Here is a 23810-nt window from a genome sequence, read left to right as displayed (position 1 = left end):
CGGGACGACCGGCGTCCCGGCCCGCCCGTACCGTGGTGGAGTGACTTCGACGACCCAGACCTCCGAAACGAGCGGCAGCCCCGAGCTCCGCCTGACGATGAAGGCGCTCGGCGGGCTGCGGGCGGACCTCTTCGACGACGCCGGCGCCTACCGGCCGCTGCCCCACATGAACACGGACCGGGGCCTGGTCCGCTTCCTCCCGGCGCGGATACGGGTCCACGCCGGCCTGCTGCCGCACGCTCTGGTCATCGGCTTCGCCGCGATCGTGTTCGGCATCGGCTTCACCACCGGCGGCCAGTACGGGCTGCGCGGGCTGCTCTTCGCGGGCTTCCCCGCCGCGACGGTGCTGCTCACCCTCGTCCGGCCGGTGTTCGCCTTCTGGGTGTCGCTGGCCTCGACCCCGTTCCTCGCGTACGTGGGGTTCTCGGGCATGTGGCCCTGGGAGCCGAACTCCCTCGCCGGCCATCTGGTCGTCCTCACCATCGTGGCCCTGCGCACCCGGCCGCGTACGGCCGCCTGGATGTGGCTGATCACCGCCGGCTACGCCTTCTTCGCCAGCTTCCTGTTCGGCCTGGGACGCAGCAACGACGCCCCCCAGCTGCTGTTCTTCTCCGCGCTGATCCTGCTCGTCGTCACCGTCCGCCAGGTCCGCCGGGAGGCCGCCCGCGAGGTCACCGCCCAGCAGTCGGTGACCGCCGTCGAGCGGTCGAAGCGCACGCTCCTGGAGGAGCGCACCACCATCGCCCGCGAGCTGCACGACGTCGTCGCCCACCACATGTCGGTGGTCGCGATCCAGGCCGAGGCCGCCCCGTACCGGGTCGAGAACCCGCCGCCGGAGCTGGAGCAGGCCTTCGTGACCATCCGCGAGAACGCCGTGGCCGCCCTGACCGAGCTGCGCCGGGTCCTCGGCGTCGTCCGCGCGGAGGACTACGAGGCGCCGGACGCCCCGCAGCCCACCCTCGCCGACCTCGACCACCTCGTCGGCAACGTCGGCGAGGCCGGTCTGGACGTGCGGCTGACGGTCACCGGCGCGGTGCGGGAGCTCCCCCAGGGCGTGGAGCTCTCGGCGTACCGGATCGTGCAGGAGGCCCTGTCGAACGTGCTGCGGCACGCGCCCGGCGCCGGCGCGAAGGTCGAGGTCAGCCACGTCCTCGGCGGCCTCGGGCTGCGCGTCGTCAACGGTCCCGCGCGGGGTCTCGTGAAGCCCTCCCCGGGTGCCGGGCACGGCATCACCGGCATGCGCGAGCGGGTCGCCATGCTCAACGGCGAGATGACCGCCGAGCCGACCGACGACGGCGGCTACGCCGTCACCGCGTACATCCCCGTCCCCCGTGAGGAGGTCGTCGAATGACGATCCGGGTCCTGATCGTCGACGACCAGGCGATGGTCCGCGAGGGTTTCTCCGTGCTGCTCGGCGCCATGCCGGACATCGAGGTGGTCGGCGAGGCCGTCAACGGCCGCGAGGCCGTCACCCAGGTCGCGGCGCTCCGCCCCGACGTGGTCCTCATGGACATCCGCATGCCGGAACTGAACGGCATCGACGCCACCCGCGAGATCGTCGCCGCCGACGCCGACGCGAAGGTGCTGGTCCTCACCACCTTCGACCTCGACGAGTACGTGTACCAGGCGCTGCGCGCCGGGGCCTCCGGCTTCCTCCTGAAGGACGCCTCGGCCCGGCAGCTCGCCGACGGCGTCCGGGTCGTCGCGGCCGGCGAGGCGCTGCTCGCGCCGACCGTCACCAAGCGCCTGATCACCGAGTTCGCCCGCTCCGCGGTCTCCCCGCGCCCGCCCGCCATGGCGCAGATCGGCGAGCTGACCGAGCGCGAGACGGAGGTCCTGGTGCTGATCGCGCAGGGACTGTCGAACGTGGAGATCGCCGACCACCTGGTGGTCGCCGAGTCCACGATCAAGACGCACGTCAGCCGCATCCTCGTGAAGCTGGGCCTGCGCGACCGGACCCAGGCGGCGGTCTTCGCGTACGAGGCACGCCTGGTGCAGGTCGGCGGATAGCTCCCCCCAGGCCGCCCTCGGGCTGCCCCCCGGCCGCCGTCGGCGGCCGGCGTTCGCCGACGGGACCGGGACCGCCGGCGGGGGTAGCGTCCGGTCATGGACGCTGTCTTCGACCCCTGGTCCCCGGAGTTCGTCGCCGATCCCTACCCCGCGTACGCGGAGCTGCGCGCCGCCGGTCGTGCCCACTGGTACGCGCCGACCCGCCAGTGGCTGATCCCGCACTACGCGGACGTGTCGGCGCTGCTGCGGGACCGCCGCCTCGGGCGTACGTACACGCACCGCTTCAGCCACCAGGAGTTCGGGCGCGAGGCGCCGGACGCCGCTCACGAGCCCTTCCACACGCTCAACGACCACGGGCTGCTCGACCTGGAGGGCGCCGACCACGCCCGGATCCGGCGGCTCGTCTCCAAGGCGTTCACGCCCCGGACCGTGGCGGACCTGGCGCCGACGGTGCGGCGGCTGGCCGGCGAGCTGGTGGGGGAGCTGGTCGCGAACGGCGGCGGCGACCTGCTCGCGACCGTCGCCGAACCGCTCCCCGTGGCGGTGATCGCCGAGATGCTCGGCATCCCGGAGAGCGACGAGGAGCGGGGGCGGCTGCGCCCCTGGTCCGCCGACATCTGCGGCATGTTCGAGCTGAACCCCTCGGCGGAGACGGCCCGCCGCGCGGTCCGCGCCTCCCTCGAGTTCTCCGACTACCTGCGGGAGCTGATCGCCCGCCGCCGCGAGGAACCGGGCGACGACCTGATCTCGGCCCTGATCGGCGTGGCGGAGCTGTCCGAGCAGGAGATGATCTCCACCTGCGTGCTGCTCCTCAACGCCGGCCACGAGGCCACCGTGAACACCACGGTCAACGGCTGGTGGACGCTGCTGTCGCACGGCGTCCGGCCGGAGCTCGGCAGCGGCCCGGAGCCCGATCCCGAAAAGTTGTCCACAGCTGTGGACGAACTTCTGCGCTACGACACCCCGCTCCAGATGTTCGAGCGCTGGGTCCTCGACGACATCGAGATCGGCGGCCAGGTCATCCCGCGCGGCTCCGAGGTCGCCCTGCTCTTCGGCTCCGCCAACCGCGACCCGGCCCGCTTCGGCCCCACCGCCGACCGGCTCGACCTCACCCGCGCCGACAACCCGCACCTCACCTTCGGCGCCGGCATCCACTACTGCCTCGGCGCCCCGCTCGCCCGCCTGGAGCTGACCGCCGTCTTCGGCGAACTCCTCCGCCGCGCGCCGGGCCTCCGGCTCGCCGCGCCGCCGGTGTGGAAGCCGGGGTACGTCATCCGGGGCTTCGAGGAGCTGCTGGTGGAGGTGTGAGGGGGCGTCAGGCCGACGGGAGGCCCGGGGAGCGGGCGAGGGGGCGCGGGCGGCAGGTCCGGGCGGGCCGCCCGGGCACACGCGTCGGCCCCGGTCCCGCCCACCCTCGTGGGTACGGGACCGGGGCCGCGCCCTCTGTCAGCTGGTCATGTCCCGGCGCCGCAGCCCCGCGAGACCGCCCGCCACCAGGACCGCCGCGAGGGCCGTGAGGGCGAGCAGCGGGGTCCAGGCGACGTCGTGGCCGGGCAGCTTCGGCAGGTGCGCGAAGGGCGAGAGGTCCAGGACGGCCTGCGGCAGGTCGAGCGCCGGGCCGATCCAGCCGAGCGCCAGGCACACCCCGGCCACGCCCCAGGCGCCGGCGGCGGCCTTCGGGGCGGCGCCCCAGAGCAGTACCGCGAGCCCGGCCAGGGTCCACACGGCGGGCAGCTGGGCGAGCGAGGCGCCCACCACCGGGCCGAAGCCGTGCCCGTACGAGAGGGCCAGGCCCACCCCGCTGAGCAGCAGGATCAGAGCCGACCCGGCGAACGCCACCACCAGGTGCCCGGCCGCCCAGCGCAGCCGGCCGACGGGGGCGGCCAGCAGCGGTTCGGCGCGCTGCGAGGTCTCCTCGCCGTGCAGCCGCAGCACCGAGCCGACCGCGAACAGGGCGGCCACCATGCCGAACAGACCGCCCATGGTGGCGAGGAAGGCGTCGGTGAGGGCGCTCTGTCCGCCCATCCGCTCGAAGATCTCCCGGGCCTGCGCGTTGTCGCCGACGATCTCGGCCGCGCCCTCGGCCATGCCGCCGAAGACCAGGCCGCCGAGCAGGAAGCCGAGCGACCAGCCGAGCAGCGTGCCGCGCTGGAGCCGCCAGGCGAGGGCGCCGGCCGTCGCGAGCCGCCCGGCGGCGGGGCCGGGGCGGGTGGGCAGGAAGCTCATCCCGACGTCGCGGCGGGCGGTCAGCGCGTACGCGGCGCAGGTCTGGACACCGATGGCCGCGGCGGTCAGGAGCAGCACCCACCAGCGCTCGCCGGCGAAGGCCCGGACCTGCTCGGTCCAGCCGACGGGGGAGAGCCAGGTGAGCGCCGACCCACCGTCCGCCGCGCCCGCGTCGCCCGCCGCGCGGAGCACGAAGGCGAGGCCGAGGAGACCGGCCGTCAGGCCCTTGGCGAGCCGGGCGCTCTCGGTGAGCTGGGCGACGATCGCGGTGAGGGTCGCGAAGACCATGCCCGTCCCGCCGATCGCGAGGCCGAGGGCCAGCGCCCCGGCGGCGCCCTGTCCGGCGAGCCCGGCGGTGACGACGAGGGCGACCGCCGTGTTGGCGGTGAGCGCGGCGAGCAGGGCGGCGGTCAGCGGGGCCCGACGGCCCACCGCGGCGGCCGACAGCATCTCCTGACGGCCCGTCTCCTCCTCCTCGCGGGTGTGCCGTACGACGATGATCAGGCTCATCACGGCGGCGAGCACGGCGGCGAAGGTGCCGAACCGCCAGGCGACGAGCCCGCCGAGCGAGTCGTCGAAGACCGGGCCGTACAGGGAGCGCATCGAGCTGTTGGCGCTCATGGACGCGGCGAGCTCGGCGCGTTGGGCGGCGGTGCCGTAGAGGCTTTCGAGGGATCCGGAGCCGCTGGCGACCATGCCGCCGGTGACCAGGGCCCAGACCGGCAGCATGAGCCGGTCGCGGCGCAGGGCGAGCCGGGTGAGGGAACCGGTGCCGGTGAGCGGGGAGGCGGTGAGGGCGGCGGTACTCATCGCGCGACCGTCCCCGCGACCGTGCCCGCCGCCGGGGCTGCGTCCCCGTCGGCCCCGTCGGCCTCGTCTTCGTAGTGGCGCAGGAAGAGCTCCTCCAGGGTGGGCGGGCTGGAGGTGAGGCTGCGGATCCCGGCGTCGGTGAGGGCGCGGAGCACCGCGTCCAGCTTGTCGGTGTCGACCTGGAGCGACACCCGTGGGCCCCGCACGTCCAGGCCGTGGACGCCGGGCAGCCGGTCCAGCCCGGCGGGCGGCGCGGCGAGTTCGGCGACGACGCTGGTCCGGGTGAGGTGGCGCAGTTCGGCGAGGGAGCCGGTCTCGACGGTGCGGCCCTTGCGGATGATGCTGACCCGGTCGCAGAGGGTCTCGACCTCGCTGAGGATGTGGCTGGACAGCAGCACGGTCGCGCCGCGCTCGCGCGCCTCGCCGACGCACTGCTGGAAGACCTCCTCCATCAGCGGGTCGAGGCCGCTGGTGGGCTCGTCGAGGACGAAGAGCTCCGCGTCGGAGGCGAAGGCGGCGACCAGGGCGACCTTCTGCCGGTTGCCCTTGGAGTAGGTCCGGCCCTTCTTGGTCGGGTCGAGCTCGAACCGCTCGACGAGCCGGGCCCGCCGCGCCGGGTCGAGGCCGCCGCGCAGCCGTCCGTACAGGTCGATGACCTCGCCGCCGGAGAGGTTGCGCCAGAGGGTGACGTCGCCGGGGACGTAGGCGATCCGGCGGTGCAGGGCGACGGCGTCGGCCCAGGGGTCGCCGCCGAGCAGCCGCACCTGCCCGGAGTCGGCGCGGAGCAGGCCGAGCAGGACCCGGATGGTGGTGGACTTTCCGGCGCCGTTCGGGCCGAGGAAGCCGTGGACCTCGCCGGCCGTGACATCGAGGTCGAGGCCGTCCAGTGCGTGGGTGCGGCCGAACGCCTTGTGGAGCCCGGCCACCGTGATTGCCTTCGTCATGCTTCAGAACGTACGCTACTTTCACAAACTTGTGAAGTTAAGGAAGCGTAGAAAGTTGGTGAGATAGTGGAAGGCATGACGACGACCAACGAAGAGGCGGTCTCCCGCTTCGTCGAGCGCTTCGCCGCCGAGCTCACGGAGGCCGGCATGCAGCGCATGGCCGCCCGCGTCTTCGCGGCGCTGCTGGCCTCCGAGACGGCCTCGATGACCTCGGCCGAACTCGCCGAACGGCTCCAGATCAGTCCCGCCGCCGTCTCCGGCGCGATCCGCTACCTCAGCCAGGTCAGCATGGTCACCCGGGAACGCGACCCCGGCACCCGCCGGGACCGCTACGTCCTGCACAACGAGCTCTGGTACGAGACCTTCACCCGCCGCGACCAGGTCCTCACCCGCTGGGAGAAGGTCCTCACGGACGGCTCCGAGGCCCTCGGCCCCGACACGGCGGCGGGCGCGCGGACGGCCGAGACGGCCGAGTTCTTCGCGTTCCTCCAGGAGGAGATGCTCGGCCTGATGGACCGCTGGCGGGCCCGCAAGGAGACTCAGGGAGCCGGGACCCCCGGCACCCCCTGAGGCGGCGCGAGCCGCGCCAGGTACTCCCGCGCCGCCGGATCGCCCGGCGCCAGCTCCTCGAAGGGGCCGCAGGGCCACAGCGGACGCCCCTCGATCCAGGGCACGACCACCGGAGCGCCGTGACCGGGGCCGGTGGCCCCGTCCGGCCCGCCCCGCAGCTCGACCGGGCCGGACGGGGCCGCCGGCAGCCCCTTGCGGGGCTCCTTCGGCGTGCCCGGCGCGTACAGCCGGAGCACCGCCTCGGGCAGGTCCTCCGGCCCGCCGCCGTACGGGAAGAGCACCAGCACCGGGGCGCCGCCGAGCGGGTCGAACAGCAGGACGTACCGCTTCGGTACGGGCTCGGGCGCCCGCGCGGCCCGGGCGAGCGCCGAGGCGGTGCCGCGGCCGGAGGCGAAGAAGCCCCGGCCCGAGTACAGGACGACGCCCACGCCGAGCGCGACGATGGCGTACGCCACGACGGCCGGGTAGTCCTCCGGACGGCCCGTCATCAGCAGCCCGGTCACGACGACGACCGGCGAGACCAGCAGCCTCGACAGCCCCGACAACCGCCGCAGCGACCGCACCCGCCACCACGACACCACCCGCACGTCCGCCTCACGCCGCGGCCCCCGGCCACCGGCGGGCAGGGCCTGACGCTGGGCGGCGGCGGAGAGGGCCGCGTAGGTCGGGAGGTGCCGGCCGCGAGGCGACCGGGTTTCCGACGGCTGGGTTTCCGGGGCCTGGGCCTCCGGCGACCGGGATTCCGACGGCTCGGTTTCCGACGCCACCGCCTCCGGCGTCACCGTCCCCCACCCCCGGACGGCCTCCGGCCCGACCGCCGCCGGGCGGTCGAAGAGGCCCGCGGCGGCCGCGAGTCCCACCGTCCGGTTGCGGGTGTGGTGGCCGCGTACGGGCCGGGCCCAGACCAGTTCCTCGCCGCCGGGCGGGGCGAGCACGCCGCCGCGGTCGGGGTCGCCGCACCACCACAGGACGCCGTCGGGGCCCGGCAGGACCCGCTCGTACCGCTGCTTCGTCGCCGCGAGGACGAACGCCCAGGCCCGCCCGCCGGCGGGGTCGCCCAGGACGAGCGACGGGGGCACCATGCCGCCGCGGACGACCGCCACGGCCGGGTGGGCCGACCAGGAGCCGGCCGCCAGGACCCGCCGCATCCGCACGGCGCCCCGCAGGGCGCTGAGCGCCACGCCGAGCGCGATCAGGCCGGCGACGCCGAGGCCGGCCGCCGCGTCCGTCGCCCAGGAGGCCCCGATCGGCAGCAGGAGGAGGACGAGGGCGAGGACCACGAGGGCCGCCCCCGCCCAGGTGCCCCGCTCCGCCTGCCGCCGGTAGCGGCCGAGACCCCGCCGGGTCGCCTCCCGGTCCAGCGCGCACTCCACCACGAACCCCCCGTTGTGCCGTGTGATCACGTACCCCTCGGGGAGGCTAGACCGCGCCGGTCTCCCGGGGAAGTGTCAGCCCCCACGCCCCGGCCCGCACCGTCCACTCCCGCCGCCGCACCGGCCCCGACACCGTGGCGTCGGCGCGGTAGCGGAAGTCGGGTCCGGTGACCGTGAGGGTCTGGGCGGTGGCGTGCACGGGCGGGGCGCCGGCCGGGGCGAGGGTCAGGGCGGCCGAGCCGCCGAGGGCGCGCACGGTCAGGCCCTCCAGCGGGGTGTCCACGTCGCTGAGCAGCACCCCGTCCGCCTCCACCCGCAGCCGGTGGGCGCGCGCCAGGACGGGCGCGGGCGCCGGGCGGACCAGGGTGCGGACCAGGGAGCGGCAGGTGTCCCAGACGGTGGGCGGCGCGGCGGCGAGCAGCCGGCCGGCCGGGACGTCCAGGCGGTGCAGGACGACCCCGCCGCTGTCGTCCACGAGCAGGTCCAGGCGGCGCGCCACGCCGTCCAGGACGGTCCTGGCCGCCGCCACGGTGCCCGGCGGCACGCCGAGCGCGCGGGCGACCTGGAGCCGGTCCGGAGCGCCGATCGGGACGAGCGCGAGGGGCGCTCCGGAGGGCTCCCGGTCGCGGTGGAGCAGGGTCACCGCACGGAGCAGCGCGCGGTCGTCGCCGAGGACGACGGGGCGCCGGGAGCCGCGCCGGGACAGGAGCCTGGCGAATTCCTCCGGACCGTCCGGCAGGCAGATCTTCGCTTCCGCGCCGGCGGACAGCACATCCTTCGCGATGCGCACGGACTCGCCGTCCATTCGGCGGGCGACCGGGTCGATGATGACCAGCAGCTGGTCGTGATCCGACACCTCGGTCCTTCCTCGGGTAGCATCTTTGTGCAAGAGCCCCTTGCGCTATTGCGCCAGGGGCTTCGTCTATTCCGGGGCACACCGGTGAGGCGGCGTACGCCCCCTGACCTTGGACATGCCCCACCCGGAAGGGGTGTACGCCTGTGCCCGCACTTGTGCTGCTCGGTGCTCAGTGGGGTGACGAGGGCAAGGGAAAGGCCACCGACCTCCTCGGTGGATCCGTTGACTATGTGGTGCGCTACCAGGGCGGCAACAACGCCGGCCACACGGTCGTCGTAGGCGACCAGAAGTACGCGCTGCATCTTCTCCCTTCCGGAATCCTCTCCCCGGGGTGCACCCCGGTGATCGGAAACGGTGTCGTCGTCGACCCGGCGGTCCTGCTCTCCGAGCTGAGCGGACTGAACGAGCGCGGCGTGGACACGTCGAAGCTCCTGATCAGCGGCAATGCCCACCTGATCACCCCGTACAACGTCACGCTCGACAAGGTGACGGAACGGTTCCTCGGAAAGCGCAAGATCGGTACCACCGGTCGCGGCATCGGTCCGACCTACGCCGACAAGATCAACCGCGTCGGCATCCGGGTCCAGGACCTGTACGACGAGTCGATCCTCTCCCAGAAGGTCGAGGCGGCGCTGGAGGGCAAGAACCAGCTGCTCGCCAAGCTGTACAACCGCCGCGCGATCGAGGCGGAGCAGATCGTGGAGGAGATGCTCCAGTACGCGGAGCAGATCAAGCCGTTCGTCGCGGACACCACGCTGATCCTCAACAAGGCGCTCGACGACGACAAGGTCGTGCTCTTCGAGGGCGGCCAGGGCACCCTGCTCGACGTCGACCACGGCACGTACCCCTTCGTCACCTCCTCGAACCCGACCGCCGGCGGTGCCTGCACGGGTGCGGGCGTGGGCCCGACGAAGATCAGCCGCGTCATCGGCATCCTCAAGGCGTACACGACCCGCGTCGGCGCCGGCCCGTTCCCGACGGAGCTCTTCGACGCGGACGGCGAGGCCCTGCGCCGCATCGGCGGCGAGCGCGGTGTCACCACCGGCCGTGACCGTCGCTGCGGCTGGTTCGACGCGGTCATCGCCCGCTACGCGACCCGCGTGAACGGCCTGACCGACTTCTTCCTCACCAAGCTGGACGTGCTGACCGGCTGGGAGCAGATCCCGGTCTGCGTCGCGTACGAGATCGACGGCAAGCGCGTCGAGGAGCTGCCCTACTCGCAGACCGACTTCCACCACGCGAAGCCGATCTACGAGATGCTGCCGGGCTGGTCCGAGGACATCACCAAGGCCAAGACCTTCGCCGACCTGCCGAAGAACGCGCAGGCGTACGTGAAGGCCCTGGAGGAGATGTCCGGCGCCCCGATCTCCGCGATCGGCGTGGGCCCGGGCCGCACCGAGACGATCGAGATCAACTCGTTCCTCTCCTAGCGGTCCCAGCGGTCCCAGCGGTCCCAGCGGTCCCAGCGGTAACAGGCGGTACGCCCGAGGGCCCGCACCCCGTCGTGAGGACGGGGTGCGGGCCCTCGGCGCGTGCGGGCGTCCGCCGGATGCCGGATGCCGGACGCCCGCCGGCTCACGCCTCGTCGAAGCCGGTCTCCCGCCCGACCTTCTCCCAGGCCACCAGGTCGCCCCGCACCTGCTCCAGGTGCCCGTGGATCGTGTCGATCGAGTCGGAGCCGAGGGCCAGCCGCAGCGGCGGCTCCTCGGCGTCGAGGGCCGCGAGGACGGCCGCCGCGGCCTTCGCCGGGTCGCCGGCCTGGCCGCCGTCGCCGCCCTCGACGAAGGCGCGGGTGGCGCCGACCGTGTCGGCGTAGTCGGCGATGGTGTCGGTGCTGAGGCTGCCGTTGCCGAAGAGGGAGGTGCGGAAGGCGCCGGGCTCCACGATGAGGACGCGGATGCCGAGCGGGTTCACCTCGGCGGCGAGCGCCTCGGACAGGCCCTCCAGGGCGAACTTGGTGGCGCTGTAGGCGCCGAAGCCGGCCATCGACATCTGCCCGCCGACGCTGCTGAGCTGCACGATCGCACCGGACCTGCGGGCCCGCATGTGCGGCAGGACGGCCCGGGTCAGCGCGGCCGGCCCGAAGACGTGCACGTCGAAGAGCGAGCGCAACTCGGCGTCGTCCGTCTCCTCCACCGAACCGACGTGGGTCCGGCCCGCGTTGTTGACCAGCACGTCGATGCGCCCGTGGCGCTCGGCGACCCCGGCGACCACCCGGTCGACGGCGGCGTGGTCGGTGACGTCCAGGGCGACCGCCTCGACCTGGTCGGGATGGGCGGCGACCAGGTCGTCCAGGGTGCCCGCACGGCGGGCGGCGGCGACCACGACGTCGCCGGCGCCGATCGCGGCCTGCGCGAAGGCGCGCCCGAAGCCGCTGTTGGCTCCGGTGATCAGCCAGACCTTGCTCATGGTGTTCCGTTCCCCTCGTAGCCCGATCTTTGTCAACAAGACTGCGCGCGAAGGGCGTTGCCCGTCCAAGATCCTTCGTGATAGCCAGAGGGCATGACGAGGAAGAGGACATGACGACGCCCATCGACGTGCACGGCAGGGACCTGCGCTACTTCCTCGCCGTGGCCGAGGAGCTCCACTTCACCCGCGCCGCCGAACGCCTCTACGTCTCCCAGCCCGCCCTCAGCAAACAGATCCGCGCCCTGGAACGGCAGCTCGGCACCGCCCTGTTCGACCGCGACCGGCGCACCGTACGCCTCACCGACGCCGGTACGGCCCTGCTGCCGCACGCCCGGGCGGTGCTCGCCGCCTGGGCGGAGGGCGAGAGCGCGCTGCGGGAGGCGAAGGCGGCCCGGCAGGCCACGCTCGTCATCGGCATGTCCACCAGCCCCGGCCGCGGCGGCCTGCTCCCCGCGATCCGCTCCCGCTTCACCGAACGGCACCCGGAGGCCCGGCTCCGGCTGCGCCAGGTCGGCTGGGAGGACCCCACGGCCGGCCTCGCCGACGGCACCAGCGACGTGGCCTTCGTCTGGCTGCCGCTCGCCGACGCCGAGCGCTACCGCTGGGTCGTCGTCGCGACCGAACCCCGCCTGGTCGCCCTCCCAGGGACCCACCCGCTCGCCGCCCGCGCCCGCGTCCCCTTCGCCGAACTCCTCGACGAGCCCTTCCTCGCGCTCCCCGAGGACAGCCCCGAACTGCGCGACCACTGGCTCGCCGTCGACGCCCGCGGCGGCCGTCCGCCCCGCATCGGCGCCGAGATCGCCTCCGCCGACGAGACGTACGAGGCCCTCGTCGACGGCCGCGGCATCTGCCTGGTCGCCACCGGCAACGCCCCCCTCCTCGCCCGCGACGGCGTCGTCACCCGCCCCGTCGACGGCATCTCGGAATGCCGCTTCGCCCTCGCCTGGCGCGCCGACGACCCCCGCCCGGCCGTCCACGACTACGCGCGGGCGGCGGGGCTGGTGACAGGTGCAAACACCCGCTGACCAGTCTGTTAGTGTCACCGCACTTTGGGTGGGGAACCCGTGGGAAGCGTTCCGGGGAGGGACCGCGTTGCGTCATGCGTGGACGAGGGCTGGTATCGGCACGGCTCTGTTGTGGGGTCTGGCCGCGGGGCCGGGAGTGCTCGGGGGAACGGCGGCGGCAGCCGAACCCACCCCCGTGCGGGGGGAGACGGTCTTCCAGTCGGACCGGTACATGCCCCTGGAGACCACCTTGCTGGGAGCGGGCCGCTCCGGCGCCCTCTACCGGCAGGAGGGCTCCGGCGGCTACCTGTGGACCGGCTGGGACGGCCGCACCAGGGCCGTCGACCTCGGTACGACCAAGCTGAGGGGCGACAAGTACACCGACCCGGGGCCCTCCTGGCTCCCCGGCGGCACGGACATCCTCGTCCACGCGGCCGGCCCGGGCGTCTGGGCGCGCGAGGACCTCGGCACGGGCGAACGGGTCACGTTCACCCTGCCGCAGGGGCACGACTCGGTGTGGGCGGCCGGCGGCACCGTCCTGACCCGGACGGGCTACGTGGGCTCCTGGGCGTACCACCTGTTCACGGTCGGCGCGGACGGCGTTCCGGTCGCGGTGTCCGACGTCGTCGTCCCCGCGACCGCTTCCCTCCGCCGTCAACTGGCCGCCGACGCCCGGACGCTCGTGGTCGAATACCCGAGGAGCGACGGGTCCGGCGGGCTCGGCCTGATCGACCTCGCGACGGGAGCGTTCACCGAAGGCCCGCGGGTCGGATCCAAGACCCGCTGGCAGGTCGTCCTGACGCCCGACCGGATCGCGTGGACCGACGGCCGGACGGTCGGCTGGGTACCGAGGGACGATCCCGCCGCCCCCGCGGCCGTGCTGGACGTCCCGCTCTTCGCCAACGAGTCGCTCTCCCTCGCGGCCGCGGGCGACGACCTGCTGGTCGGCGGCTACGCGGTCGCCGAACCGGACAACATGGTGAACCTGTCGGGCTACCCCGTCCGGCGCGTCGGCTTCGACGGCGCGTCGCCGGTGACGCTCCAGCGCCACGCCGCCTCGGCGATGGTGACCGCCGCCGACGGCGGCGCGGTCTTCGCGGGCGGAGCCGACTCCTCGCACTGGGCACTGCGGAAGAGCCCCGCGAACGGCGGGGAGAACGAGATCGCCGCGGTCGCACCGGTGGCCGCGCAGGTCAACCGGCTCTCGCTGGCCAACGGCCGGCTGGCGACCTGGGAGAACGACGGCAGCTTCTTCGACGCGTTCTTCGCCCGCACCGTCACCCAGGACGGTGCGTCCTACCGGGTCGGCGAACGGACCTACGGGAAATGGGCCCACGGCGAAGGCCCGCTGAGCACCGGGGACGGCCGGGTCATCCGCGTCGAGACCTCGCCGAGCGAGGCGTACGTGCAGTCCGTCGACGCGCAGGACGACGCCGGTTCCTTCTACACGAAGTCGTCCAAGGGCACCGTCCTCGACGCCACCGGCCGCTATGTCGTCGTCAACGGCACCGAGCCGGCCCGCCAGTACGTCGGCGACATCGGGGTGCACACCGACCTCCAGCCGATCCGCAGCCGCCCCGTCACCGCCGCCTCCGTCTGGGGGTACACGTACTGGACCCAGTCTGCGACCGCGGGCCAGGTCGTCGGCGAGGACCTGCGCACCGGTACGAAGACGACCCTCGCCACGGGCTCCGGCTGCGTCGCCAAGGAGCTCCAGGCCGTGGGCCGCTGGCTCTACTGGTCCTGCGGCCCGACCGGTCCTGCCGGGGTCTACGACCGCACGGCCAAGAAGAAGATCGCCGTACCGTCCGGCGAGGCGCTCGTCGGCGACGGCTATCTCGTCCGCCATGACAAGTCCGCCGGTCAGCTGCTCCTCACGGACTTCCGGAACGGGTCCGGAACCCGGGCCGTCGGCGAGCTGCCGGCGACCGCGGCGAACCGGCGCGGCGTGACCTGGTCCGTCGACAAGTTCGGCGGCCCCCTCGCCTACATCGCCGCCGACCGGCGGATCCACCTCGTGCCGAGCGGCGTGCCCACCGAGCCCTTCTCCCTCGCGCAGGCCACGGTCCCCACCTACCAGCGCGTGCTGCACGGGCAGACCTGGCAGCCCCGCTGGGTCCCCTCCAAGCCCGCCGCGTCCTGGCGGCTGACGCTGCGCGACGCACGCACCGGGGCAGCGGTCCGCACCCTGGACGGGCGGGGCGACGGGCCGACGGGCGGCGCGGTCTCGGCCTCCTGGGACGGCCGGGACGACCGCGGCCTGGGCGTCGCGTCCGGTGTGTACCGCTGGTCCCTGAGCGCGGTCGCGGCCGACGGCTCGGGCGGCTCGATCCAGCAGTCCGGCACGCTGGAGCTGTACGACAGCGCGGTGACCACCGTGCCGGGCACGTACGAGCCGCTGACGCCGACCCGTACGCTCGACACCCGCACCGGACTCGGTGCCGCCAAGGCCAAGGCCGGCGCGGGCAAGGCCGTCTCGCTGAAGGTCGCGGGCGTCGCCGGGGTGCCGGCGAGCGGCGTCACGGCGGTCGTGCTCAACGTGACGGCGACGAACGCCACGACCGCGACCCATGTGAGCGTCTACCCGCCGGGGCGGACCCCTCCCGGCACCTCCAACCTGAACGTCCCGGCCGGGCGGACCGTCGCCAACGCGGTCGTCGTCCCGGTCGTCGACGGAAAGGTGAACTTCCTCAACAACGCCGGTTCGGTCGACCTGCTGGCCGATGTGGCCGGGTACTACACCGAGGGCTCCGGGGGCTCCGCCTACCGGGAGACGGCCCCCGCGCGCCTGATGGACACCCGCGCGGCCGTCGGCGTCCCGAAGGCCAAGGTAGGGGCGAAGGGCACGGTGACCCTCCAGGTGGCGGGCCGGGGCGGCGTCCCCGCGTCCGGAGCGACCGCCGTCGTGCTGAACGTGACCGCCACCGCGCCGACCCTGTCGACCTATGTGACGGCGTACCCCTCGGGCACCGCACGCACCAGCGCGTCCAGCCTGAACGTCACCGCCGGGCGGACCGTGTCGAACCTGGTCACCGTCCCGCTCGTGGATGGCAAGGTGACCTTCTACAACCACGCCGGCTCGGTGGACCTGCTGGCCGACGTCGCCGGCTACTTCACCGACGCCCCGGCCACCGAGGGCGGAACGTACACCGGGGTCGGGCCCGTGCGGGTGCTGGACTCTCGCGGCTACTCCGACTGGACGCAGGGCAAGATCGGCTCCGGCCGGACCGTCACGGTCCCCGTGGACGCGATCCCCGGGGTGCCCGCGCAGGGGACCCGTGCCGTGGTCCTCAACGTCACCGCGACGGGGCCCACCGCGCCCGGATACCTGTCCGTCTACCCGTCCGGCGCGGCGCGCCCGAGCGTGTCCAGCGTCAACTTCGCCGCCGGGCAGACGGTGTCGAACCTCGTGGTGGTGCCCGTCGGCCAGGACGGGAAGATCACCTTCTACAACCACTCCGGTTCGGTCGACCTGGTCGTCGACGCCGTCGGCTACTTCGGAGCCGCCGCCCGCTGACCCCGCTAACCCCGCTGGTACTCGCCCGGCTCCCCGTCCGCGGACATCCCGTAGACGAGGAGCCGGTCCTTGCCCTGGTGGCGGACGATGCGCAGGTTGGTGGAGACGTCCTCGACGCAGTCCGGGTCCCAGACGTCCGGGTCGCGGGTCTGGGGGCCGACGACGAGGAGGGGGCCGGCGCCGCCGACGACGGCGGTGGCCGTGCAGTTGATGGTCTCCGGGGTGTTGTTGCCGTCGGCGTCGGTGCGCGGGTACGACTGCTCGACGCGGACCAGGGCGGCGCCCACCGGGCCCTGGGAGACGGTCAGGCGGTTGACCCAGCGGTCGGCGTCGGGCGGCGAGATCCCGCCGAGCGGCACCAGTTTCCAGGTGCCGAGCAGGGCGGCGGGGACGACGGCGGCGCCGGTCCTGGCCCGCTGGAAGGTGCTCCTGGCGACGCCGGAGCGCCATTCGACGACGTCGTTGGCGCGCAGCCGGAGGGTCTGCCGGGCGGCCGGTGTGCAGCGCTGCGCGGGGACGCTCGCGGTGATCTCGGCCTCGCCGATGACGAGTTCGGAGTCGGTGGCGGAGATCAGCGCGGCCCGCCCGATGCACAGGCGTTCCCCGGTGACATGGGTGTAGACGGCGCTCCGGCTGCCCGCCGCGCCCTGGGTGATCTCGATCCGGCTGGTCTCGTACGGGGCGTCCGCCGAGCCCCGCAGGACACCTTCCCAGGCGCCGAGGAAGGCCGCCGGGACGATCCCGGCGGGCCGTGCCGAGCTCGCGCCGCCGGCGCCGCGCGCCGTGCCGTCCGGCCCGCCGCTCCGGCCGCTCCCGCTCGGCCAGGCGGTGTACGCGAGGACGGCGCCGCCCGCGACGGCGAGGGCGGTGAGGGCGGCGGTCAGGCCGCGGCGCCGCCGCCGGGGGTTCGGGGCTGTGGGATCCGGGTCCGGGGTGGGTGGCGCGGCGCGGGGCGCGGGCGGCGCGGTGCTGTCCTCGGCCTCGGTCTCCAGGAGCAGGGCCGCGTGCCGGCCGAGCCGGGCCAGCAGGTCGGCGGGCAGCCAGGGCTCGGTGACCCGGAGGGTGTCGGCGAGCTCGGTCGCGGTGGGCCGTCCGGCGGCGTCCTTGGTGAGGCAGGCCCGGATGAGCCCGCTGAGTTCGGGCGCCAGGTCCGTCAGGTCGGGCTCGTCGTGCGCGATGCGGAACATGGTGGCGTGTACGCCGCTGTCCGCCCCGCCGAACGGGGTCCGCCCGGTCGCCGCGTACGCGAGGACGGAGCCCAGGCAGAACACGTCGGAGGCGGGGGTCAGCTTCTCGCCCCGCACCTGTTCGGGGGACATGTAGCCGGGGGAGCCGACGACCGCGCCGGTGCTGGTCAGGCCGCCGTCGGTGACGGTGTCGACGGCCCGCGCGATGCCGAAGTCGATGATCTTCGGGCCGTCGACGGTCAGCAGCACGTTCGAGGGCTTCAGATCGCGGTGGACGAGCCCCGCCGCGTGCACGTGGACGAGGGCGCGGGCGAGCCCGGCGGCCAGGGTGCGGACGCTGTCCGGGGGCAGCGGCCCGTACGTGTCGCCGACGACGGTCCGCAGCGAGGGCCCCGGCACGTATCCGACGGCGACCCAGGGCAGTTCGGCCCCGGTGTCCGAGCCGAGCACGGGCGCGGTGCCGGTGCCGCCGACCCGTTCCAGGGCGGCGACCTCGCGGGCGAACCGGCGCCGGAACTCGTCCTGCGCGGCGAGCTCCGCGTGCACGACCTTCACGGCGACCGTGCGCCCGCCGGCCGAGCGGGCCAGGAACACCCGGCCCATGCCGCCCACGCCGAGCCGGCCGATCAGCCGGAACGGCCCTATGGTGACCGGGTCTTCCGCGTTCAAGGGATCCACGTCGACAGAGAATGCCAGACGGGGCGGCGGCCGGGGTCGCGCTCAGCCCTCGCCGCAGATCTTGAGCCCCTTCGGGGTGGCGCACGGCAGGTGCCCGTGGGTGCTGATGACGGCCTGCCCGCCGCCCCGGCTGAGGAAGGTGAGGAAGCTGGAGGTCAGCGAGTCCGCGGGCGGCACGCCCCAGGTGTAGGCGTACTCGATCTCCCGGTACGGGTAGGGCGAGGAGCCGATCTCGTCCACGTTCGGGTGGCGTCCGTCGATGCCGGTCCGGTGCAGGCCCTTCAGGCCGCTGCCGGAGCGCAGCTCGCTGTAGCCGATGGCGCCGGGGAGCGTCGCGACGGTCGACAGGACCTGGTCGGTGCTGTCGAGCTCGCAGCGCACGACCCGGGCCTCGGGATCGTCCTTGTGGGTGCAGTCGCGGGAGGAGTTGGCGGGCTCGTTGCGGCCGAGGACCCGCCGCTGGAAGACCTCGCGGGTGCCGGAGTTGGCGTCGCGGCTGACCAGCCGGACGGGCAGGTCGGGGCCGTCGAGCTGCTTCCAGTTGACGATGTCCCCGCGGTAGAGGCGCCGGACGGAGTCCAGGGACAGGTCGCGCAGCGGGACGTCGTCGTTGACGACGAGGGTGAAGAGGGAGACGGCGATCATGTTCTCGCGCAGCTGTGGGTAGCCGTCGGGTTTGCGCCCGTCGGAGAGCGCGATGAGCGCGGGGGCGCCCTTGGCGGTCTTGGCGCCCTGCTCGGCCAGCTCCCGTATCCCGGCGGTGGAGCCGTGCACGTCGACGAGGACGGTGGCGCCCTCGCAGTCCTCCTCGTACTGCCGGGCCAGGTCGCGCATGACGGGCGCGAAGGCGGTGGAGCCGGTGACGGTGAGGGTGCCGTGGGCGCAGCCCATGGGCGGCGGGGCGTCGTCGCGGAGCACGATGATCGCGGCGAGGACGATGACGCAGGCGGTGAGGACGATCGTGACGGCCCGGGCGGCGCGGCCGAAGGTGGGCGGGGTGACGTCCATGGTGATGCTGTGGTTGGTGTGGATGTCGCCGTCGCGGATGCCGCCGGAGATCGTGACGGGGGTGTCGACGGGCCCGCCGGTGAGCAGGGCGAGCAGCTTGAAGTACTGGCCCCGGTTGAGCGGCACCTTGGGGAGCCGGACCTGGCTGCCGCCGTGGCTCAGGGCGGCGGCGGTGAACGGCGCCTCGGTCGCGGCGACCGCCCGGACCCGCCGCGGGCCGAACTCCACCGTCAGCCCGTGCTCCTCCAGCTGGTAGTCCTCTCGGCCGATGGAGACGGCGCCGTCGTTCTCGATCCGCAGCAGGACGAGGGTGGCGTCCGCCATGTCCGGCTGCCCGTGGAAGAGCCCCACGTCGGGGTTGTCCCGCTCACCCACGGGAGTGTCCAGTTGCACGCGGTAGCCGATCCGCTTGCGGCGCGGCACCCGCCGCTCGATGACGAGGACGCCGAAGGTCACCACGACGCCGAGCAGCGCGGTGACGACGGCGATGACGTTCTCGGGGCTGACCCAGTCCACGGGCGTCACGGTACGGACGGGCGTACGAGCGGAGGGGGCGGCCGAGGATCCCGCCACCCGGTGTTCGTCCTTCCGTCACGTCCGGGGGTCCCCCGCATCCCCCACACCTGTTGCCGGGGCTGCCGGGCGTGGGTGTAATGGCCACGAGGGGGCTGCCGCAGGAGGAGAAACCCCATGCGTGTCGTCGAAGTCACCGCCTACGGCGGACCCGAGGTCCTGAGCATGGCCCGCCGCCCGGAACCCGAGGCCGGGGACGTGCCGGGCAAGGTACGGGTACGGCTCAAGGCGGCCGGTGTGACCGTGGCGGACCTGAGGATCAGGTCCGGAATGTACGTCGACGCGATCGGCGGCCTGCGGCCCCCCTTCGTCCTCGGCACGGACTTCGCGGGCCGGCTCCTCGACCCGGCGGGCGACCTGCCGGCCGGCGCCCGGGTGGCGGGCTTCATGCCCTGGTTCGACGAGCTGACGGGCGAGGGCACGTACGCGGAGGTCGTCCGCGTCGACCCGGCGTGGCTGGCGCCGCTCCCGGAGGACGTCGACTTCACGGTCGCCGCGTCCGTTCCGCTGGCCGCGATCACCGCCCGCCAGGGCCTCGCGAAACTGGCCCTTCCCGAGGGCTCCACCCTCCTCGTCACCGGCGCCAGCGGTGTCGTCGGCCGCTTCGCCGTCCAGCTGGCCGCGGCGGCCGGACTGCGCGTGGTGGGCGTCTCCTACGAGGGCGACGAGCACGAGCTGAAGGTCCTCGGCGCCCAGCACGTCGTGCCGCGCGGCGACCCGGCCAAGGTCCTCGCCGACGTCCTGGCGTACGCCCCCGAGCGCGTCGACGGCGTCTTCGACGGCGCCCTCCTCGGCACCCCGGTGCTGGCCGCCCTGAAGGACGGCGGCCGCTTCGTCTCCCTCGCCGCCGACCGCACCCCGACGGCCGAACGCGACATCGAGGTCCACACGGTCGTCGGCCGCCCCGACGCGGCGGCCCTGACCGGCATCCTGGAACAGGTCGCGGCCCGCGAACTGATCACCCGAGTGGCCGACGTGATGCCCCTGGAGGAGGCCGCCGAGGCCCACCGCCGGGCGGAGTCGGGGCACCGGCCGGGCCGGATCGTCCTGATGATCTGACCCGCCCCGGGCCGGTGCGCCCGCCGCCGTCCGTACCGGCTACTCGGCGAAGTAGCCCTGCACGTCGGCGACGAGGTCGGTCGTACCGGCGTGGTTGTAGAGCACGACCTTGCCGTCCCTGACGGGAACGACGACGAGGTTGGACACGGTCGCCCCCTTCGGGACGTTGAGGTTCGACGCGGACGTGCGGGTCGTGCCGTACGGGTAGGCCGTGACGTACGTGTTCGCCGTGGTGTTCGTGGCGGTCACGTTGAGGACGACGGCCGACGCGCCCGTCGCCGGGATGCCGTTCTTGCCGGCCACCGTCAGGGTGACCGTGCCCCCCGCGCCCAGCTTCGCCTTGGCGACGCCGGTGCCCGCGCGGGTGTCCATGAGGCGCTGCGGGTACAGCGACGAGTAGAGGGAGCCCACCCGGTCGCTGGTGTAGTAGCCGGCCACGTCGGCGATCAGGTCGACAGAGCCGGCGTGGTTGTACAGGTCGACGCCGCCGTCCTTGACGGGCACGATCACCAGGTTGGAACGGGTCTCGCCCGCCCCGGGGTTGAGGTGCGAGCCGACGACCGCCGCGCCCTTGGGGAGGGCGGTGACGAAGGTGCCGGCGGAGACGTTGGTGGCGGTCATGTTGAGGACGACCGCCGTGACGCCGGGGGCGTCGAGCTCGGTGCCCTTGAAGGACAGGTGGGCCCGCGAGCCGCCCGCGATCTTCGCCTTGGGCGTGCCGAGCCCGCTGCGGGTGTCGAGCGCCCGCCAGGGGGTCATCGGCCGGTACAGCGCGTTCGCGTCGCCGGCCGTGTTGGCCCCGGCGAGGTCCGCGACGAGGTCGACGGTGCCCGCGTGGTTGTAGAAGGTCACCTTGCCGTGGTCGAGGTTGGCGACGACCAGGTTGGAGACCGTCTTGCCGGCCGCCACGTTGAGGTTGGAAGCGGCGGAGCGGCCGATGGAGCCGTCGTACGCGGAGACGAAGGTCCCGGTGGTGGCGTTGGTCGCGGTGACGTGCAGCGCCACGGACGTGGTCGTGTTCTTGTCGACGCCCGGCACGCCGGACAGGTCGAGGGTGATGGTGCGGCCGGCGCCGACCTTGCCCTGGGCGACTCCGGTGCCGTTGCGGGTGTCGAGGACCCGGCGCGGCGGCAGGCCGGCGAAGCTGGAGTCCGCGGGGGACGTGCCGCCGCGCAGCACGACGTCGCCGCTCACGGTGGTCGGCGCGCCCGTGGCGCCGTCGGGGCGGGCGGTCAGCGTCCAGGTGTACTGGCCGTTCGCCATGAGCGCGCCGGCCTGGTCCTTGCCGTTCCAGCTGGGGCGCAGCGCCCGCCCGTCCGTGCCGGAGGCCAGCGTGGTGACCTTGCCGGTGGTGTGGTGGCGGGCCGTCAGGGTCCAGTCGCCGAAGGGCCGGGAGGGCATCAGGGCGGTGAGGACGGTCGGGGTCTCCGGCTTGCGGCCGTCGACGAGCGCGCCCGGCGTGTCCTCGCGGGTGAGCAGCGTCAGCGGCTGGCGCGCGATGCCGCTGGGCACCACGTGCACCTGCCCCTGGGGGTCGGCGTACGCGAGGTGGCCACCGAACTTGTCGACGGTCCAGGTGGTCCGCCGCTGGGAGCGGCCCGTGTCGGGGAGGCTGCCGACGACGCGGGAGGCGGCGGACGCCTCGGCGCCGGTGAGGACGAGCTTCCCGGCGGCCTTGTCGTGCGTGACGACGTAGCCGTCGCCGAGCAGCGCCTCGTCCGACGGCACGGTCCGGTTCGCCTTCTCCGTACGGTCGTAGACGCCGGCGGGGCCGCTCGCGCCACAGGACCAGTAGAGCCAGCGTCCGACGGCCTGGAGCTCCTCGGGCACGCACGGCGCGCCGGTGTTGAGGGTCTCGACGGTCTTGCCGGTCTTCAGGTCCTTCGCGCTCACCGCGCCCTTGTCGGCGCCCGCGCTCCACAGCCAGGAGCCCCACAGGGCGGACGCCACGGGCGTGCGCTCCTCCAGGACCTGGGTCTTCTCGTGGTCGAGCTCCATCAGCAGCACGCGCTGCTTGGTGGTCGTGTCCTTCTTGCTGTCCACGACGACGTAGGGACCGCTGAGGTCGCGGACGCGCGCCTCGCCGCCGGGGAAGGCGGTGCGGAAGATGCCCTTCTCCCAGCCCTGGACGGTGAGGTAGCCGTCGCTGCCGCCGATGTGGGTGAGGAAGCCGCCGTCGCCGGTGGGCCAGTACTCCTCGCACGCGGTGTCGCCGGCCGGGCAGGGGTCCACCCACAGGCTCTCGGTGCCGCGCCGGCCGGCGGTGAGGGCGCCGCCGGTGCTCAGACCGCGGGTCCAGGCCCGGCCGTTGGCCGAGGAGTCGTCGCTGCGGTCGATGACGGCGAGCTGTCCCTGGGCGAGCGCGAGGCGTTCGACGGGGACGGCCTTGCCGGGGACCTTCTTCAGGACCGAGATCGCGGGCCTGCCGTCGGGGCCGGCGGTGATGCGGCGGACGGCCCAGTCGGAGTTGTCGGGGCCGCCGACGAGGACCGCGCTGTCGGCGCCCTGGCCGAGGCCGCCCCAGGTCTGGCCGGTGAGCAGGTCGACGGGCGCGCCGCCCTTGAGCGGGACGGCCTGGACCTTGCCGTACGGGTTGTGCACGACCCAGTCGCCGACGAGGGCGACCTCGTTGCCGTACACGGCGAGGGGGACCTCGACGAGCGGGGCCGTCGGGTCGGTACGGGTGCCGACGAGGACCTTGCCGGTGCGGTAGTCGCCGTAGAACAGGACGTACTTCGACGAGATCCGGGCCCGCGAGTATCCCGCGGGGACGGCCGGGAAGCGGCCCTGTGCCTTGCCGGTGGCGGCGTCGACCAGCGTGTGGGTGCGGTGGCCGCTCAGGTCGGGGCCCTGGAGCAGGATCGAGGTGGCGTCGCCCGCGACGGCGGGCCCGTACTCGACGCCGTCCGGCTCCTCGACGAGCAGGTCGGCGGTGCCGCCGTCGGGCGTCGCGGAGAGGATGTGGGTGCGGCCCTGGGCGTCGTCGCCGACCGCCCGGAGGCCGTAGACGTTCGGGTCATTGAGTCCGGCGGGCAGGGCGAGGCTCTCCACCCGGCCGTCGGCGTGCCGCAGTTCGGCCTTGTCGGCCGTCACGTAGGCGAGCGCGTCCGTGCCGGTGCCGCGTGCGGAGCCGGTCGCGGAGGCGATGCCGGGGATGTCGAAGGTCCGGCCGTCGGAGTAGCGCGTCCAGACCGGCTGGTTGCGCCCGTCCTCGCGGACGAACACGCCCTCGGCGCCGACGCTGTCGGCGTCGCCGTACTCGGCCTGTCCGGCCTGGTAGACCCGCTCCCAGAGCGGGTTGTTCTTGACGGCTGCCGGGATGACCAGCTCCTGCGGCACCTCCGGCGTGTCCGCGACGGCCGGAGCGGCGAGCGGTATCAGGCCACCTGCGGCGACCGAGAGTCCGAGCGCGGTGAGGGAAGCCTTCCGCGCGAGGGTATGACGAACCACCTGGTGTTCTCCCCGTGTTCCCCTGGGGCGGCCGGTTCGGTTCCCGACCCCCCGCTGTTGCTTGTGTGGCCTGTGGTGCCCCAGTCGCGTTCACGCGTTCCCCCGGGCAGGCCGAAAAGGAGCCTAACAGCGCGTG

General features: G+C 74.0%; 16 protein-coding genes. 8 read left to right on the top strand and 8 right to left on the bottom strand.

Annotated elements, in window-relative coordinates; translation table 11 throughout:
* The first annotated feature begins 40 nt into the window (after window positions 1–40).
* From AB0Q96_RS08275 to AB0Q96_RS08265, 3 genes are all read left to right on the top strand, one after another.
* Window positions 41–1351: a histidine kinase gene (locus AB0Q96_RS08275; RefSeq protein ID WP_365322913.1), complete on the top strand. Its 1311-nt coding sequence runs from the start codon at window positions 41–43 to the stop codon at window positions 1349–1351.
* Window positions 1348–2010: a response regulator transcription factor gene (locus tag AB0Q96_RS08270; protein WP_365322911.1), complete on the top strand. Its 663-nt coding sequence runs from the start codon at window positions 1348–1350 to the stop codon at window positions 2008–2010. The genes AB0Q96_RS08275 and AB0Q96_RS08270 overlap by 4 nt, the downstream gene beginning before the upstream one ends.
* Window positions 2011–2106: 96 nt before the next feature.
* On the top strand, window positions 2107–3318 hold the full coding sequence (locus AB0Q96_RS08265) for a cytochrome P450 (protein ID WP_365322909.1): 1212 nt from the start codon (window positions 2107–2109) through the stop codon (window positions 3316–3318).
* A gap of 138 nt (window positions 3319–3456) precedes the next feature.
* Here the strand turns inward: AB0Q96_RS08265 and AB0Q96_RS08260 are convergent, their stop codons facing one another.
* Both AB0Q96_RS08260 and AB0Q96_RS08255 read right to left on the bottom strand, forming a co-directional pair.
* Window positions 3457–5046 (bottom strand): ABC transporter permease, encoded by a 1590-nt coding sequence (locus AB0Q96_RS08260; RefSeq protein WP_365322907.1) that lies wholly within the window; start codon window positions 5044–5046, stop codon window positions 3457–3459.
* Window positions 5043–5990: an ABC transporter ATP-binding protein gene (locus AB0Q96_RS08255; protein ID WP_365322905.1), complete on the bottom strand. Its 948-nt coding sequence runs from the start codon at window positions 5988–5990 to the stop codon at window positions 5043–5045. The genes AB0Q96_RS08260 and AB0Q96_RS08255 overlap by 4 nt, the downstream gene beginning before the upstream one ends.
* Before the next feature lie 75 nt (window positions 5991–6065).
* Here AB0Q96_RS08255 and AB0Q96_RS08250 point away from each other — a divergent pair, with 75 nt between their 5' ends.
* Window positions 6066–6560 (top strand): MarR family transcriptional regulator, encoded by a 495-nt coding sequence (locus AB0Q96_RS08250; RefSeq protein WP_365322903.1) that lies wholly within the window; start codon window positions 6066–6068, stop codon window positions 6558–6560.
* On the opposite strand, the gene AB0Q96_RS08245 is transcribed toward AB0Q96_RS08250, so the two are convergent.
* Together AB0Q96_RS08245 and AB0Q96_RS08240 are read right to left on the bottom strand one after the other, a co-directional pair.
* On the bottom strand, window positions 6530–7963 hold the full coding sequence (locus AB0Q96_RS08245) for a hypothetical protein (protein WP_365322901.1): 1434 nt from the start codon (window positions 7961–7963) through the stop codon (window positions 6530–6532). The two genes, AB0Q96_RS08250 and AB0Q96_RS08245, sit on opposite strands and share 31 nt — an antisense overlap.
* A gap of 16 nt (window positions 7964–7979) precedes the next feature.
* On the bottom strand, window positions 7980–8789 hold the full coding sequence (locus tag AB0Q96_RS08240) for a diacylglycerol kinase (protein WP_365322899.1): 810 nt from the start codon (window positions 8787–8789) through the stop codon (window positions 7980–7982).
* Between the two features lie 143 nt (window positions 8790–8932).
* On the opposite strand from AB0Q96_RS08240, the gene AB0Q96_RS08235 reads away from it, so the two are divergent.
* A complete protein-coding gene (locus AB0Q96_RS08235; RefSeq protein WP_365322897.1) occupies window positions 8933–10219 on the top strand; it encodes an adenylosuccinate synthase in 1287 nt (428 codons plus the stop codon).
* A gap of 145 nt (window positions 10220–10364) precedes the next feature.
* On the opposite strand, the gene AB0Q96_RS08230 is transcribed toward AB0Q96_RS08235, so the two are convergent.
* Complete coding sequence (locus tag AB0Q96_RS08230; RefSeq protein WP_365322895.1) at window positions 10365–11198, bottom strand: oxidoreductase; 834 nt, start codon at window positions 11196–11198, stop codon at window positions 10365–10367.
* Window positions 11199–11308: 110 nt separating this feature from the next.
* Here AB0Q96_RS08230 and AB0Q96_RS08225 point away from each other — a divergent pair, with 110 nt between their 5' ends.
* Window positions 11309–12223, top strand: a complete 915-nt coding sequence (locus AB0Q96_RS08225; RefSeq protein WP_365322893.1) for a LysR family transcriptional regulator — start codon at window positions 11309–11311, stop codon at window positions 12221–12223.
* Window positions 12224–12434: 211 nt separating this feature from the next.
* The gene (locus AB0Q96_RS08220; RefSeq protein WP_365322891.1) at window positions 12435–15719 is read left to right on the top strand and encodes a FlgD immunoglobulin-like domain containing protein; all 3285 of its coding nucleotides are present in this window, start codon (window positions 12435–12437) and stop codon (window positions 15717–15719) included.
* Window positions 15720–15724: 5 nt separating this feature from the next.
* Here the strand turns inward: AB0Q96_RS08220 and AB0Q96_RS08215 are convergent, their stop codons facing one another.
* Both AB0Q96_RS08215 and AB0Q96_RS08210 read right to left on the bottom strand, forming a co-directional pair.
* Entirely contained in the window at window positions 15725–17584 is a 1860-nt protein-coding gene (locus AB0Q96_RS08215; protein WP_365322889.1) for a serine/threonine-protein kinase, read from the bottom strand.
* A 42-nt stretch (window positions 17585–17626) separates the two neighbouring features.
* Entirely contained in the window at window positions 17627–19108 is a 1482-nt protein-coding gene (locus AB0Q96_RS08210) for a substrate-binding domain-containing protein (RefSeq protein WP_365322887.1), read from the bottom strand.
* A gap of 174 nt (window positions 19109–19282) precedes the next feature.
* On the opposite strand from AB0Q96_RS08210, the gene AB0Q96_RS08205 reads away from it, so the two are divergent.
* The gene (locus tag AB0Q96_RS08205) at window positions 19283–20224 is read left to right on the top strand and encodes an NADP-dependent oxidoreductase (protein WP_365322885.1); all 942 of its coding nucleotides are present in this window, start codon (window positions 19283–19285) and stop codon (window positions 20222–20224) included.
* Between the two features lie 39 nt (window positions 20225–20263).
* Here the strand turns inward: AB0Q96_RS08205 and AB0Q96_RS08200 are convergent, their stop codons facing one another.
* Window positions 20264–23674, bottom strand: a complete 3411-nt coding sequence (locus tag AB0Q96_RS08200) for a hypothetical protein (RefSeq protein WP_365322883.1) — start codon at window positions 23672–23674, stop codon at window positions 20264–20266.
* Window positions 23675–23810 lie beyond the last annotated feature (136 nt).

This window comes from Streptomyces sp. NPDC093111 (genome assembly GCF_040683955.1).
Lineage (GTDB): Bacteria > Actinomycetota > Actinomycetes > Streptomycetales > Streptomycetaceae > Streptomyces.
Note: the sequence above shows the minus strand (reverse complement) of the source record. Positions and strands in the feature narration are given on the sequence as shown.